Genomic DNA, 15,064 nt, shown 5'->3' on the forward strand with positions numbered 1-15,064 from the left:
CACCTGAACGCCGTTCACTATAGTGGGGGCATGAGCCCCGAGACGAATCCCGTCCGCCACGACCGGGAGAGCGTGTCACGGGCCGCGCTCGCCCTTCTCGACGAGGTCGGCTTGGCCGACCTCTCCATGCGCCGCATCGCCGCGCGGCTGGAGGTGCAGCCCAGCGCTCTCTACTGGCATGTCGCGAGCAAGCAGGAGCTGCTCGCCGACCTCGCCGACCGGATCACCGCGACGGTGCCGGACGGAGCGGAGGGAGTACTCACGACCGCCCGCGCACTCCGCGACGCCCTCTTCGCCTACCGGGACGGCGCCGAGCTGGTGCTCAGCACCTACGCGCTCCAGCTCGGCTCGGCTCGCGCTCGGGACGCACTGGTCGCGGCTCTCCGCGCCGAGGGAGCTGCCGACGCCGAGGACCGCGGCGCAGCGATCCTGCACTTCGTGCTGGGTCACGCGACCCTCGTCCAGCAGCGGATGCACGCCGACAGCCACGGCGCGCTCCCGGCCTCCCGCGAGGTGGATGTGACGGCCGGCCTGGACCGCGTGTTCGATCTCGGTGTCACCGCCCTCGCCGGAGAACTCAGCGCGCCGAGGACTCCGCGGCATGCCCGAGCCTGAGCCCGGGGATCAGCGCGAGAAGAACCAGCCCCACCCCGAACGCGAACACCACACCGAACGCCTCCGCGCCGCCGCCCAGAGTGGCCACGGCGAGCCCCGCCAGAGCGATCGCGACAGCCGATCCCGTCGCGTCCGAGATCGAGAGCGCCGATGAGTTGAAGCCCTGGTTCGTCTCGTCCGAATACGCCAGAGTCAGCACCGTGAGCCGCGGGTAGAGCAAACCCATGCCACCCCCGGCGAACGCCCACCCGACGATCACGAAGACCGGCGACACGTCGAACACCGCGGCGGTCAGCACACAGAGCATGGCCACCAGCAGCGCCGCCAGGCTGAGGGCGGTGATGCGGTGGTTGCCGAGCCGCTCACCGTACCGACCCTGCGCCGCCGACGCACCGGCCCAGGCGAAGGCCGCCAGCATGAGCGCGACCCCGGCCCAGGTGGCGGAGAAGTCGAACTTCCGCATCAGCAGATACGGGATGTAGGCCTCCGCGGCGAAGAACGCGCCGGCCGCCACGCCGCGCATGAGCACGACGCTGGGGAGACCGGTGCCTGCGCGCAGCGTGTGTCGGGGCAGGAGCGGCAGCACGGCGACGCCGATCGCGAGCATGGCTCCCAGTGCGACCGGCCAGCCGATCCCGGGCTCGAGATCGGCAGACAATCCGATCGCCACCGCGAGAATCGCCACGACCACGGCGAGCAGCAACCGGGTGAGCAGCGCCTTACGGTCCTGCGGCTCCCCCTGGCCGAGATCGACGCCACGCAGACGGATCGCGATCATCACGAACGCGATCGCGGTCAGCACCGCCACCCCCAGGAACGCCCACCGCCAGTCGAGGTACTCCGCGACCGCCCCGGCCAGGAACGGCCCGATCATCGACGGCACCACCCAGGCGGCCGCGAATGCCGCGAACACGCGCCCGTGAAGATGCGGCGGGTACAGTCGCGCGACCACGACGTACAGGGCGACGGTCTGACCGCCCGCGCCCAGCCCCTGCACCAGCCGTCCGATCAGGAACTGCGGCATCGTCGTCGCGAAGCCGGAGATCAGCAGGCCAAGGATGAAGAGGCTCACGGCGGCGTACAGCGCGCCGCGCGGACCGCGCGCGTCCGACCACGCCCCCGTCGCGACCATCCCGATCACGCTCGTCGCGAGCGTGCCGGCGAAGGCGACCGCATACAGCGACTGGCCGTCCAGGGCGTCGCTCACGATCGGCATCACCGTCGTCACCGCGAGAGCCTCGATCGCCGCGAGGAAGATGAGCGCGACCGCGCCGAGAGTCACCCAGATCCGGCTGCGGTCCCAGATGGTCGCCGTCGGCTCCGCGGTCGTCATCGCTCGACGAGCGCGGCGATGCGCTCGATCGCCTCGGTGAGGATCTCGGGGCTCGTGCCGAAGTTGAGGCGCACGTGCCCGGCGCCTTCCTCCCCGAATGCCGGACCGAAGTGCAGCGCCACCTTGGCCTCCCGGAGGATCCGTCGGGCAGGGTTGTCGCCCCAGTCGAGAGCGGAGAGATCGATCCACGCGAGATATCCCGCCTCCGGGATCCGATAGCGTGCGGCCGGGAGGTGACGGGCGAGCAGATCCTCGAGCAGGACGCGATTCTCGTCGAGAGTCCGCAGGAGACCGTCGAGCCACGCGTCGCTCTCCTCCGAGAACGCGGCAACGGCGGCGAGCAGGCCGAACTGCCCCGTCCGCCACTCGACCTCCACCGGGAGGTCGCGTACGACGGCCGCGGTCTCCTCGGCTGCGGTCACCATGAGCGCGCACTTCAAGCCTGCGAGGTTGAAGGCCTTGCTCGCGCTGACCACGGCATAACCCACCCGGGCCGCCGCGTCGCTCGCGGCGAGGAACGGCGTGAATCCCGCCCCCGGCTGCGCGAGGGGGGCATGGATCTCGTCCGAGACGACGGTCGCACCGAACTCCTCGGCCAGCTCGGCCAGCGCCGCCAGCGTCTCGCGATCGTGAACGGTGCCGGTCGGGTTGTGCGGGTTGCAGAGGAGCATGGTCGTCGCGCCGTCCTCGAAGGCGGCGCGGATCCCGTCGAGGTCGAGCTCCCAGCCGGTCCCCGTGTCACGCAGCGGGACGCGCTGCGCCTCGGCGCCCGCCTCGGCGACGAGGTCGTAGAACGGCGGGTAGACCGGCGGCGTCACGACGACCCGCTCCCCCGGCTGCGTGACGCGGCGCAGGATCTCGACGATGCCCATGCTCACGTCCGCAGTGCTGCGCATCCGCGCGGGGTCAGGGCGCCAGCCGAAGCGGCGCTCCGAGAATCCGGCGTAGGTCTCGGCGAGCGGTGTCCGCGAGGCGATGTAGCCGGTGTCGCCGAGGTCCAGCGCGCGCTGCAGGGTCGCGCTGATGGCCGGCGCGAGCGGAAAGTCCATCTCCGCCACGAAGAGCGGCAGCACATCGGCGGGGTACTCCCGCCATTTCTCACTGGTGCGCTCGCGCAGCTCCGACAGGGGCAGGGCCTTCACCGACAGCATTCGTCCTCCGATTCTCCCCGCGTCGATGCGGAGACGTCGAAGCGGGCGTGCTCGGCACGCCCGCTTCGTCTGGTGGTCAGGTGACCGGAACGCTCAGATCGCGAAACCGAGCGCACGCATCATGTCGCGCCCGTCGTCCGTGATCCGCTCCGGTCCCCACGGCGGCATCCACACCCAGTTGATGCGGAAGCGGTCCACGACATTGTCCAGGGCCTGCGCCGTCTGGTCTTCGAGGACGTCCGTGAGCGGGCAGCCCGCGCTGGTCAGCGTCATGTGGATGACGAGAGCATCGTTCTCGTCATCCCAGGCGAGGTCGTAGATGAGTCCGAGGTCGACGACGTTGATCCCGAGCTCCGGATCCATCACGTCCTTGAGGGCCTCGGTGACCGCGTCGTACTTCTCGTCCGTCAGGGTCGCTGTCATGCGATCAGCCTACGCCTCGATGGGGGCGGAGGGGTCGAGGAACCGGTCGTAACCCTCGTTCTCCAGGCGGTCGGCGAGCTCCGGGCCGCCCTCCTCGACGATCTTGCCGGCGACGACGACGTGCACGTAGTCCGGGCGGATGTAGCGGAGGATGCGGGTGTAGTGCGTGATGAGCAGCACGCCGAGACCGGTGGACTCCTTCGCGCGGTTGACGCCCTCGGAGACGATCTTCAGCGCGTCCACGTCGAGGCCGGAGTCGGTCTCGTCGAGCACCGCGAACTTCGGCTTGAGGACCTCGAGCTGGAGGATCTCGTGGCGCTTCTTCTCGCCGCCCGAGAAGCCCTCGTTGACGTTGCGCTGTGCGAACTTCGGGTCCATGCGGAGGTTCGCCATGGACTCCTTGACGTCCTTGGTCCACTGCCGGATCGACGGGGCCTCGCCGTCGAGAGCGGTCTTCGCGGTGCGCAGGAAGTTCGTCACCGTGACGCCGGGGATCTCCACCGGGTACTGCATCGCGAGGAACAGGCCGGCGCGGGCGCGCTCGTCGACGCTCATCGCCAGCACGTCCTCACCGTCGAAGGTGATGGAACCGGAGGTGACCGTGTACTTCGGGTGGCCGGCGATCGTGTAGGCCAGGGTGGACTTGCCCGAGCCGTTGGGGCCCATGATGGCGTGGGTCTCACCGGTGTTCATGGTGAGCGTGATTCCGTTGAGGATCGGGGTGGTCCCCGCCTCGGTCTCGACCGTCACATGCAGGTCGCGGATCTCGAGAACAGACATTCTTCAGACTTCCTTCGTCACAGCGGGATCGATGAGCACGTCGTCGCCGTCGATCTCGACGACGTAGACCGGGACGGGCTCATATGCGGGGAGATTCTGGGGCTTGCCGGTGATCAGGGAGAAGGCCGAGCCATGAGCCCAGCACTCGACCGTGTCGCCTTCCACGAAGCCCTCGGACAGCGAGATGTCGCCGTGGGTACAGGTGTCGCCGATGGCGTGGATGACGCCCTCGCCGTCCTTGATGACCGTGATCGGCACACCGTCCGGCTCGACGCGCAGCGGCGTGTCCTGCTCCAGCTCGGAGACGCCGCAGACGCGCTGCGCGGTCACGCGTTCACCTCGGCGAGCTCGGCCTCGATGGCGGCGAGCAGCTCCGACTCCAGGTCGGGGATGCCGAGGCGCAGCACGATGTCGGTGAGGAAGCCGAGCACCACCAGTCGGCGGGCCTCGTCCTCCGGGATGCCGCGAGCCTGGAGATAGAAGAGCTGCTCGTCATCGAAGCGGCCTGTGGCACTCGCGTGCCCGGCGCCGACGATGTCGCCCGTCTCGATCTCGAGGTTCGGGATGGAGTCGGCGCGTGCGCCCTCCGTGAGCACCAGGTTGCGGTTCGCCTCGTACGAGTCGGTGCCGGTGGCGTCCGGCCCGATGAGCACGTCGCCGATCCAGACACTGTGGGCACTCTCGCCCTGCAGCGCACCCTTGTAGAGCACGTCACCGGTCGTGTGCGGGCCCTTGTGGTGCAGGTACACCTGGCTCTCCAGGTGCTGACCGGAGTCCGCATAGGACAGCCCGTAGAGGTAGCCCTCCGAGCCGGCGCCGGCGAGCTCCACGCTCGGGTTCACCCGGACGACGCCACCGCCGAAGCTCACGACGAAGTGCTTCAGGGTGGCGTCCGCGCCGACACGTGCCTGGTGCGCGGCCGCGTGCACGGCGTCGTCGTCCCACTGCTGGACCGAGACGACCGTGAGCTTCGCGCCGTCACGGACGATGATCTCGACGTTCTGCGCGTACTGCGCGGAGCCCTTGTGCTGCAGCACCACGGTGGCCGCGCTGTGCTCGAGGGCCTCGATCACGATGTGGGCGTCGGCCCGACGATCGGCTCCGGCTCCCCTGAGCGACAGGAAGATCGGCGCGGCGACCTCCTCTTCGCGCGGGATGCGGATGTGCAGCGCCTCCGCTGCCCCCTGCCACGCGACGGCGGCGGTGATGTCCTCGGCGAGGAAGACTTCGCCACGCGGAGCGGTTCCCGCCGTGAGCGGGGCGGCGACGTACTGCTCGCCGGACGTGAACGAGTACTGCACGCCCTCCTCGCCCTCCGCGGTACGGAACAGCGGCGTGAGCGCCGCCACCGGCGTGTGCTTCCAGTTCACCTCGCGCCCTGTCGGCATGCCGAAGTCGTCCGGGTCGAACGAGTGCGGACGCTCCGAGCGGGTCTGCACCGGGACGAATCCGGCGTCCGCGACCTGGGCGGCCGGGTCGATGTGCGCGTTCGTGTGCTGCGCCTCGCTGGGCGCTGTCGTCGAGGCCGCCATTTAGCCGACCGATCCTTCCATGCCCATCTCGATGAGCTTGTTCAGTTCCATCGCGTACTCCATGGGCAGCTCGCGCGCGATCGGCTCGATGAAGCCGCGCACGATCATCGCCATCGCCTCGTCCTCCGGCATGCCCCGGGACTGCAGGTAGAAGAGCTGCTCCTCGCTGACCTTGGAGACGGTGGCCTCGTGGCCGAGCTGGACGTCGTCGACGCGGATGTCGATCGCCGGGTAGGTGTCCGAGCGCGACTTCGTGTCCACCAGCAGCGCGTCGCAGCGCACCGTGTTGGCGGAGTGGTGCGCGTTCGCATCCACCCGGACCTCACCGCGGTAGCCGGCGCGGCCGCCGCCGCGGGCGATCGACTTCGAGACGATCGACGACTGGGTGTACGGCGCCATGTGGATCATCTTCGCGCCGGCGTCCTGGTGCTGACCGGGGCCCGCGAAGGCGACGGAGAGCGTCTCGCCCTTGGCGTGCTCGCCCATCAGGTAGATCGACGGGTACTTCATCGTCACCTTGGAGCCGATGTTGCCGTCGACCCACTCCATGGTCGCGCCCTCGTGCGCCACGGCGCGCTTGGTGACCAGGTTGTAGACGTTGTTCGACCAGTTCTGGATCGTCGTGTAACGCACGCGGGCGTTCTTCTTCACGATGATCTCGACGACCGCCGAGTGCAGCGAGTCCGACTTGTAGATCGGCGCCGTGCAGCCCTCGATGTAGTGGACGTAGCTGCCCTCGTCGGCGATGATCAGGGTCCGCTCGAACTGGCCCATGTTCTCGGTGTTGATGCGGAAGTAGGCCTGCAGCGGGATCTCGACGTGCACACCCTTCGGGACGTACACGAACGAGCCGCCCGACCACACGGCGGTGTTCAGCGCGGCGAACTTGTTGTCGCCGGCCGGGATGACCGTGCCGAAGTACTCCTCGAAGAACTCGGGGTGCTCGCGCAGCGCCGTGTCGGTGTCCACGAAGATGACGCCCTGGGCCTCGAGGTCCTCGCGGATCTGGTGGTAGACGACCTCGGACTCGTACTGCGCGGCGACGCCGGCGACCAGACGCTGGCGCTCGGCCTCAGGGATGCCCAGGCGCTCGTACGTCTCGCGGATCTCCTCGGGGAGGTCTTCCCAGCTCTGCGCCTGCTTCTCGGTGGAGCGGACGAAGTACTTGATGTTGTCGAAGTCGATGTCGCTGAGGTCGGCGCCCCAGGTCGGCATCGGCTTACGACCGAAGAGCTGATAGCCCTTGAGGCGGGTCTTCAGCATCCACTCCGGCTCGTTCTTGAGGGCCGAGATCCCGCGGACGACCTCTTCGGAGATCCCGCGTTTGGCGACGGCACCCGCGGCATCCTCATCGTGCCAGCCGAATTCGTACACCCCCAGACCATCGAGCTCCGGGCGGTCGATCAGCACATCCGACATGCAACACTCTCCTCACAGGTCCCAAACGGTGTCATCCGCCCCGACACACCTGATCCCCGTCGAGTCTGCGGGAGCGGGTGCCGTTGGTGGGCCCTCATCACGGGCGCTTCCATCGCGCCTAAACTGTTGACGATGCTTCAGCGCGGTCAGCGCTCATCGCAACAATCCGATTCTACAGGTTCCGCCTGACGGACGGGCCGTGCGCCACGTCTTCGACGGGCCGGAGGACTTATGCCCGAGACGACCATCCCCGCCCCTCCGACGACCAGGGCGACCCCGTCCCCCGCTCCGCCGCCTGGGGTCGTGCGCTCACCGTCTTCGCGTGGCTGTCGTTCCTCAGCGAGACGATCATCATCGGAACCGGTGGTGCGGTGCGGCTGACCGGATCCGGTCTCGGCTGCACCGAATGGCCGCTGTGCACGCCGGAGTCCCTGGTGCCGATCGTCGAGGTGCAGGGCATCCACGGGATGATCGAGTTCGGCAACCGACTGATGACCGGTGTCGTCGGCATCATCGCGATCGCCGTCGTCCTGCTCGTCCTGCACACCATCAGCGGCCGCCGTGCGCTCATCAGCGCCCTGTGGTTCGCGCTCGGCGGCCTGGCCGGGGCGGCGATCGCCTTCGCACTCGTCTCGCTCACCGACTTCCCGGCCTTCCCCGTCGCCTCCGCCGTGCTTCTGCTCGCGGTCATCGCCGCCGCCGTGCATTCGGTGCGCACGACGCCCGCCCGTCGCGATCTCGTGCTGCTCGCCTGGCTCGTCCTCATCGGCGTCGTCGCGCAGGCACTGGTCGGCGGCATCACGGTGCTCACGGGTCTGAACCCGTTCATCGTCGGGTTCCACTACACGTCGTCGCTCCTGCTCGTCTGCATCACGGCCGCGTTCCTCGTGCGGCTGGCCACCCCGGCAGGGCCGCGGGAGCGTGCCGTGCCCACCTGGTTCGCGATCGTGACGCACGTCACCGGCCTCGCCCTGGCCGTGACCATCCTGTTCGGCGTGCTGACGACCGGATCCGGCCCCCACTCCGGCGACGCCGACGTGCTGCGCCGCGGCTTCGACGCCACGGTCCTCGCTCATGTCCACTCCTGGCCGGGCTACGTCCTCGCCGCGCTGGTGCTCTTCCTGACGATCGCGGCGTGGGTGCTCCGCCTGGAGCCCCGGCGGTGGCTGCTCGTGCTCGTCGTGGCGATCCTCGTGCAGGTCGCCGTCGGCGTGTGGCAGGCGCGGGAGGGGCTTCCCCCCGTGCTCGTCGGCATCCACATGGTCCTCGCATCGCTCTCCGCGGCGACCTACACGGTCGTCGTCCTGCATCTGAAGCGGACGACCGCGGCCGTACGGACCTCCGCCGACTGACGACCCGCACAGGGGATCCATAGCGCGCGCATCGGGCGCTCATCACCGCGTCGGCCAACGTGGTCGGCATGAACAAGACACTCACCCGCAGCGCCGGGTTCTGGCTCCTCGTCGTCGTCTCCCTCGCCGCGACCGCGGTCGGGGGCTGGATCATCGCCGGACAGGTCGGCACCATGACCACCACCCTGCTGGCCGGCACCGCCACCGGAGTCGAGGTGTACGTCGGTCAGTCGCTCGTCGTCGTCGGTGCGGTCGTCCTCGGCGCAGGCCTCGTCGGTCTGCTCCTGTCACTCGGCCTCGTCGCCGCACGCAGCCTGGTCCCCACTCCGGCTGCCTCGGCCCCTGCGGCCGGCACGGTCGCCACGGAAGAGGCGTCGACCACCGGTGCGCCCGCCGTTCCGGAGACGGACCCGTCACCCTCTGCCGACGTCGCGACCGCGGACACCTCCGCGGACGGGGACGAGCCGCCGGTTGCCGAGGATCAGAAGGGCAGCAGCGGGTCGATGGCGACCGCGACGAACAGCAGCGTGAGGTAGGTGATCGAGGCGTGGAAGACGCGCATCGGCCGCGCCTCGGTCCCTCGCACCGCCTGGTTGTACAGGCGGTGCGACTCGTAGATGAACCAGCCGCCGAATACCAGGGCCGACACGGTGTAGACGAGGCCCATCTCGGCGATCGGCACGAGCAGCAGCGAGCACGCCACCGTGGCCCACGCGTACAGGATGACCTGCAGGCCGACCTGGGACGCGTTGCGCGTGACGCCGAGCATGGGGACGTCGACGTCGTCGTAGTCGTCCTTGTACTTCATCGACAGCGGCCAGTAGTGCGGCGGCGTCCAGAGGAAGACGAGCAGGAAGAGGATGAAGGCGGGCCAGTCCAGCGAACCGGTGACGGCGGACCAGCCGATGAGGACCGGGAAGCAGCCCGCGATCCCGCCCCAGATGATGTTCTGCTCGGTGCGGCGCTTGAGGATCATCGTGTAGATCACGACGTAGAAGAAGATCGCCGAGGCGGACAGGACTGCCGTGAGCCAGTTCGTGGTGAACCAGAGCCAGACGGTCGACGCGATGGCGAGCGTCCAGGAGAAGATGAGGGCGCCGCGCGGGCTCACCTCGCCCGTCACGAGCGGTCGGTTCTCGGTGCGGTGCATGTGCGCGTCGATGTCGCGGTCGAGGTACATGTTGAACGCACCGGCGGAACCCGCGCTCATCGACCCGCCGATGACCGTGGCGAGCACGAGCCACAGATCGGGCAGTCCGCCCTGCGCGAGGAACATGACCGGCACGGTCGAGACGAGGAGGAGTTCGAGGACTCGGGGCTTCGTCAGCGTGACGTAGGCGCTCACCGTGCGACGGATGGACGACTTCCGTACGGTCTGATCAGACATCGTCGAGATCTCGATCGCCTCCTCCGCGCGCGTTACCGGACAACCTCTCCAGTGTATGACACGCCGTGACGCGATCCGCCCCTCCCGGCCCCCTGCCGCAGGGACCGTCCCCGCTATGCTGAGAGCACTCGCGCGCCCGGTGCTGCGCACAACCCGTCCGTCGCCTCGACGATGCGGAATGCGCCAGGGAAGTTGCGGATGCGCCAGGGAATACGGGCGCCCTCGAAACTGTCGGAAAGGGCATGAACGTGTCGGAATTGCAGTGGGACGAGATCGATCGACGCGCGGTGGACACCGCCCGGATCCTGGCGGCCGATGCGGTCGAGAAGGTCGGCAACGGTCATCCCGGCACGGCGATGAGTCTGGCGCCCGCTGCGTATCTGCTCTACCAGCGGGTCCTGCGGCATGACCCGACGGACACCGACTGGCTCGGCCGCGACCGCTTCATCCTGTCCGTCGGCCACTCGTCGCTGACGCAGTACGTGCAGCTGTACCTCGGCGGGTTCGGCCTCGAACTGGACGATCTCAAGGCGCTCCGCACCTGGGGTTCGAAGACCCCCGGCCACCCGGAGTACGGCCACACCAAGGGCGTCGAGATCACCACGGGCCCGCTGGGCCAGGGCCTCGCCTCCGCGGTGGGCTTCGCCTACGCCGCCCGCTACGAGCGCGGCCTCTTCGATCCGGACGCCCCGGCGGGCACCAGCCCGTTCGACCACTTCGTCTACGTGATCGCGGGCGACGGCGACCTGCAGGAGGGCGTCACCAGCGAGGCCTCCTCGCTGGCCGGACACCAGCAGCTCGGCAACCTGATCGCCATCTACGACTCGAACCAGATCTCGATCGAGGACGACACGAACGTCGCCTTCACGGAAGACGTGGCCGCGCGCTACGAGGCCTACGGCTGGCACGTGCAGACCGTGGACTGGAAGAAGACGGGCGAGTACGTCGAGGACGTCGCGGAACTGTACGCCGCGATCGAGGCTGCCAAGGGCGAGACCGACAAGCCGTCGCTCATCATCCTCAAGACCATCATCGGCTGGCCGGCTCCCGGCAAGCAGAACACCGGCAAGATCCACGGCTCCGCACTCGGCGCCGACGAGCTCGCCGCCACCAAGGAGGTCCTCGGCTTCGACCCGGAGCAGAGCTTCGTCGTCGCCGATGACGTGATCGCCCGCACCCGCGGCCTCGCGGAGCGTGCCGCCGAGGCCCGCGCTGCCTGGCAGGAGTCGTTCGACGCCTGGGCCGCCGCCAACCCCGAGCGCAAGGCCCTGCTGGACCGCGTCGAGGCGCACGAGCTCCCGGCCGACATCGCCGACGCCCTCCCGGTTTTCGAGGCCGGCAAGGATGTCTCCACCCGTGCCGCGTCCGGCCAGGTCATCAACGCGCTGGCCGCACAGCTCCCTGAGCTCTGGGGCGGCTCCGCCGACCTCGCCGAGTCGAACCTCACGACGATCAAGGAGGCGCCGTCGTTCATCCCCGCCGAGTGGTCGACGCACGAGTGGTCGGGCACGCCGTACGGCCGGGTGCTGCACTTCGGCATCCGCGAGCACGCGATGGGCGCGATCGTCAACGGCATCGTGCTGCACGGCCCCACGCGGGCCTTCGGCGGAACGTTCCTCATCTTCAGCGACTACATGCGCCCGTCCGTGCGCCTGGCCGCGCTGATGAACGTGCCGAGCATCTTCGTCTGGACGCACGACTCCGTCGCCCTCGGCGAGGACGGGCCCACGCACCAGCCGATCGAGCAGCTCGCGACCCTTCGCGCGATCCCGAACCTGGCCGTCGTCCGCCCGGCGGACGCCAACGAGACCGCCGCCGTCTGGCTCGAGATCCTGCGTCGCCACGAGGGCCCGGCCGGTATCGCCCTGACCCGCCAGAACATCCCGGTGTTCCCGCGGGGCGAGGGTGACGCCTCCGGCGACACGTTCGCCTCCGCCGCCCAGGCCGCCAAGGGCGCCTACGTGCTGGCCGAGGCGCCGGGTGGAACGCCGGACGTCATCATCGTCGCCACCGGTTCCGAGGTGCAGCTCGCCGTGAACGCCCGCGAGGTCCTTGCGGGCGAGGGCGTGAACGTCCGCGTCGTCTCCGCCCCGTCCCTGGAGTGGTTCGCGGAGCAGGACGACGCCTACCGCGAGAGCGTGCTGCCGTCGTCCGTCACCGCGCGCGTGTCGGTCGAGGCCGGTTCCGTCCTCACCTGGCGAGGCATCGTCGGCGACCGTGGCCGTTCGGTCGGCATCGACCACTTCGGCGCCTCCGCTGACTACAAGACCCTCTTCGAGAAGTTCGGCATCACCACCGAGGCCGTCGTCGCGGCCGCCCGCGAGACCATCAAGGAGAACGCATGAGCACCCCCACCGCCCAGCTCGCCGCCGCCGGCGTCAGCATCTGGCTCGACGACCTCTCGCGCACCCGCATCTCCTCTGGCAACCTCGCCGAGCTGATCGCGTCGCGCAACGTCGTGGGCGTCACGACGAACCCGACGATCTTCGCGAACGCGATCACCGACAAGAACGACACCTCCTACGACGCGCAGGTCTCCGAGCTCGCGGCGTCCGGCGCCTCGGCCGAAGACGCCGTGTTCGCCGCGACCACCCAGGACGTCCGTGCCGCACTCGACGTCTTCCGTCCGGTGTGGGAGGAGTCCGGTCACGTCGACGGCCGCGTGTCGATCGAGGTCTCCCCCGACCTCGCGCACGACACCGAAGGCACCGTGGCGCAGGCCAAGGAGCTGTGGAAGACCATCGACCGTCCCAACCTCCTCGTGAAGATCCCGGCGACCAAGGCCGGGCTCCCCGCGATCGCCGAGGCCATCGCGAACGGCATCAGCGTCAACGTGACCCTCATCTTCAGCCTGGAGCGCTACGCCGAGGTCATCGAGGCCTACCTCACCGGCCTGGAGCGCGCGAAGGAGGCGGGAATCGATCTGTCCACGATCCACTCCGTGGCCTCGTTCTTCGTCTCGCGCGTCGACACCGAGACCGACAAGCGACTGACCGCCATCGGCACGGACGCCGCCACCGCTCTGAAGAGCAAGGCCGGGCTCGCGAACGCCCGCCTCGCCTACGAGCTCTTCGAGAAGACCTTCGCCGAGAAGCGCGCGCAGGACCTCCTCGCCGCCGGCGCCAACGTGCAGCGCCCCCTGTGGGCGTCCACGGGTGTGAAGGACCCCGCCCTTCCCGACACCCTGTACGTGACAGAGCTGGTCGCGCAGGGCGTCGTCAACACGATGCCGGAGAAGACGCTCGAGGCGACCTTCGACCACGCGGTCGTCACGGGAGACACCATCACGGGCGGCTACGAAGAGGCCCGCCGGGTCTTCGCCGGGCTCGCCGAGGTGGGCGTCGACTTCGATGCGGTCACGGAGGTGCTCGAGGAGGAGGGCGTGGCGAAGTTCATCGACTCCTGGCACGACCTGCTCGCCCAGGTCACCGAGGCGCTGGAGGCACAGCGATGACTTTCGCCATCCACGCGTCCGGCGCGGCGCGAGTCGCCATCGACGAGACCGTGCCCGCACTGGTCCACGACCTCGTCGCCTCCCGGATCACGAGCGGCGATGCGACGCTCTGGGGCCCGGCCGCCGAGGCCGAGGCCGCCATCAGGCTCGGCTGGGTGGAGGCGGTATCCGTCTCCCGGCCGCTCGTGGCCGAGATCGTCGCACTGCGTGAGCAGCTCGCCTCGCAGGGCGTCACGCGCGTCGTCCTGGCCGGAATGGGCGGATCCTCGCTCGCTCCCGAGGTGATCGCCCAGACCTCCGGCGTACCGCTCACCATCCTCGACGCCACCGCACCGGGGCAGGTCCTCGCCGCGCTCGACGAGGGCCTCGCGAGCACCGTCCTGGTGGTGTCGTCCAAGTCAGGCTCGACGGTCGAGACCGACTCGCAGCGCCGGACCTTCGAGGCGGCTTTCCGGGACCTCGGCATCGACCCGACCGAGCGGATCGTCGTGGTGACCGACCCGGGTTCGCCGCTCGACACCTCTGCACGCGACGCCGGGTACCGGGTCTTCAACGCCGACCCGAACGTGGGCGGCCGCTACTCCGCGCTGACCGCCTTCGGTCTCGTCCCGTCCGGTCTCGCGGGTGTCGACATCGCCGAGCTCCTGGACGAGGCGGAGGCCTCGCTGCTCGAGGTCGCCGTGGACTCGGCGGAGAATCCCGCGCTCCGTCTCGGCGCCGCGATCGCCGCCACCAGCCCTCGTCGCGACAAGCTGGGCCTGATCACCGACGGTACGCATATCAAGGGACTGCCCGACTGGATCGAGCAGCTCATCGCCGAGTCGACGGGCAAGGAGGGCACCGGCATCCTCCCGGTCGTCCTGCTACCGGTCTCGCCGGAGCTCGACTCCGTGCCGGCCGATCTCCAGATCGTGCGACTCGTCGACGACGCCAACGAGTTCCACCTGCACGAACGGTACGAGGGTGAGATCCTCGTCAGCGGCACGCTCGGTGCGCAGTTCATCGTCTGGGAATACGCGACAGCGATCGCCGGGCACCTGCTCGGCATCAACCCGTTCGACCAGCCCGACGTGGAGTCGGCCAAGGTCGCCGCCCGCGGCCTCCTCGACGCCCGCCCGGAGCCCACGGCCCCGGCGTTCGTCGAGAACGGGGTCGAGGTGCGGGTCTCCGACCCCGCCCTCGCGGTCTCCGGTACGGTCGAAGGCGTCCTGGACGCGCTCTGGGCCCAGCTTCCCGCCGACGGCTACGTGTCGATCCAGGCCTACGTCAACCGCCTCGAGGTGCCGCAGCTCCAGGGCCTGCGCGAGCTCGTCGCTGCCGATTCCGGGCGCCCGACGACCTTCGGCTGGGGCCCGCGCTTCCTGCACTCCACGGGCCAGTACCACAAGGGCGGTCCCGCGCAGGGCGTGTTCCTGCAGATCCTGGAGCGCACGGATGTGGACCTGGAGATCCCCGACCGTCCGTTCACGTTCGGGCAGCTCATCCAGGCGCAGGCTGCCGGCGACGCGGGCGTGCTCGCGGAACACGGACGGCCCGTCGTCACGCTGACGATCACCGAGTCGCCGGACGACGTGCTCGCCCTCTTCGAAGCCGCACAGAAGTAACCGCAGGAGAGCCC

General features: G+C 69.4%; 14 protein-coding genes. 6 read left to right on the plus strand and 8 right to left on the minus strand.

Translation table 11 applies throughout. The features are described 5' to 3' along the window. Positions 1-30 precede the first annotated feature (30 nt). Positions 31-615: a TetR family transcriptional regulator gene (locus FY549_RS13480; protein WP_149085463.1), complete on the plus strand. Its 585-nt coding sequence runs from the start codon at positions 31-33 to the stop codon at positions 613-615. Here FY549_RS13480 and FY549_RS13485 read toward each other — a convergent pair. From FY549_RS13485 to sufB, 7 genes are all read right to left on the minus strand, one after another. Then, positions 578-1,948: an MFS transporter gene (locus tag FY549_RS13485; RefSeq protein ID WP_149085464.1), complete on the minus strand. Its 1,371-nt coding sequence runs from the start codon at positions 1,946-1,948 to the stop codon at positions 578-580. The genes FY549_RS13480 and FY549_RS13485 overlap by 38 nt on opposite strands. Continuing rightward, positions 1,945-3,099 (minus strand): MalY/PatB family protein, encoded by a 1,155-nt coding sequence (locus tag FY549_RS13490; RefSeq protein ID WP_149085465.1) that lies wholly within the window; start codon positions 3,097-3,099, stop codon positions 1,945-1,947. The genes FY549_RS13485 and FY549_RS13490 overlap by 4 nt, the downstream gene beginning before the upstream one ends. 93 nt (positions 3,100-3,192) lie before the next feature. Continuing rightward, on the minus strand, positions 3,193-3,522 hold the full coding sequence (locus FY549_RS13495) for a metal-sulfur cluster assembly factor (RefSeq protein WP_017202280.1): 330 nt from the start codon (positions 3,520-3,522) through the stop codon (positions 3,193-3,195). Between the two features lie 9 nt (positions 3,523-3,531). Beyond that, positions 3,532-4,302: a Fe-S cluster assembly ATPase SufC gene (gene sufC / locus FY549_RS13500; protein ID WP_025103648.1), complete on the minus strand. Its 771-nt coding sequence runs from the start codon at positions 4,300-4,302 to the stop codon at positions 3,532-3,534. A gap of 3 nt (positions 4,303-4,305) precedes the next feature. After that, positions 4,306-4,632, minus strand: coding sequence for a non-heme iron oxygenase ferredoxin subunit (locus tag FY549_RS13505; protein WP_025103649.1), 327 nt, complete (start codon positions 4,630-4,632; stop codon positions 4,306-4,308). Further along, positions 4,629-5,834, minus strand: a complete 1,206-nt coding sequence (sufD, locus tag FY549_RS13510; protein ID WP_149085466.1) for a Fe-S cluster assembly protein SufD — start codon at positions 5,832-5,834, stop codon at positions 4,629-4,631. Before sufD ends, FY549_RS13505 begins: the two co-directional genes overlap by 4 nt. Next, the gene (gene sufB / locus FY549_RS13515) at positions 5,835-7,253 is read right to left on the minus strand and encodes a Fe-S cluster assembly protein SufB (protein WP_149085467.1); all 1,419 of its coding nucleotides are present in this window, start codon (positions 7,251-7,253) and stop codon (positions 5,835-5,837) included. Between the two features lie 371 nt (positions 7,254-7,624). Here sufB and FY549_RS13520 point away from each other — a divergent pair, with 371 nt between their 5' ends. Both FY549_RS13520 and FY549_RS16800 read left to right on the plus strand, forming a co-directional pair. Next, on the plus strand, positions 7,625-8,605 hold the full coding sequence (locus FY549_RS13520; protein ID WP_262380967.1) for a COX15/CtaA family protein: 981 nt from the start codon (positions 7,625-7,627) through the stop codon (positions 8,603-8,605). Between the two features lie 68 nt (positions 8,606-8,673). After that, positions 8,674-9,141: a hypothetical protein gene (locus tag FY549_RS16800; RefSeq protein WP_200839038.1), complete on the plus strand. Its 468-nt coding sequence runs from the start codon at positions 8,674-8,676 to the stop codon at positions 9,139-9,141. On the opposite strand, the gene FY549_RS13530 is transcribed toward FY549_RS16800, so the two are convergent. After that, positions 9,087-9,992, minus strand: coding sequence for a heme o synthase (locus FY549_RS13530; protein ID WP_149085468.1), 906 nt, complete (start codon positions 9,990-9,992; stop codon positions 9,087-9,089). The two genes, FY549_RS16800 and FY549_RS13530, sit on opposite strands and share 55 nt — an antisense overlap. A gap of 248 nt (positions 9,993-10,240) precedes the next feature. Between FY549_RS13530 and tkt the strand changes: the two genes are divergently transcribed. Genes tkt through FY549_RS13545 form a run of 3 tightly spaced genes read left to right on the plus strand, consistent with a single transcriptional unit; the run spans position 10,241 to position 15,050 of the window. Then, the gene (tkt, locus tag FY549_RS13535) at positions 10,241-12,337 is read left to right on the plus strand and encodes a transketolase (RefSeq protein WP_149086123.1); all 2,097 of its coding nucleotides are present in this window, start codon (positions 10,241-10,243) and stop codon (positions 12,335-12,337) included. Then, positions 12,334-13,446 (plus strand): transaldolase, encoded by a 1,113-nt coding sequence (tal, locus tag FY549_RS13540; protein WP_149085469.1) that lies wholly within the window; start codon positions 12,334-12,336, stop codon positions 13,444-13,446. Before tkt ends, tal begins: the two co-directional genes overlap by 4 nt. Further along, positions 13,443-15,050: a glucose-6-phosphate isomerase gene (locus tag FY549_RS13545; protein ID WP_149085470.1), complete on the plus strand. Its 1,608-nt coding sequence runs from the start codon at positions 13,443-13,445 to the stop codon at positions 15,048-15,050. The genes tal and FY549_RS13545 overlap by 4 nt, the downstream gene beginning before the upstream one ends. The last annotated feature ends 14 nt before the right edge of the window (positions 15,051-15,064 follow it).

The sequence above is a fragment of the Microbacterium sp. 1S1 genome (assembly GCF_008271365.1).
Classification (GTDB): domain Bacteria; phylum Actinomycetota; class Actinomycetes; order Actinomycetales; family Microbacteriaceae; genus Microbacterium.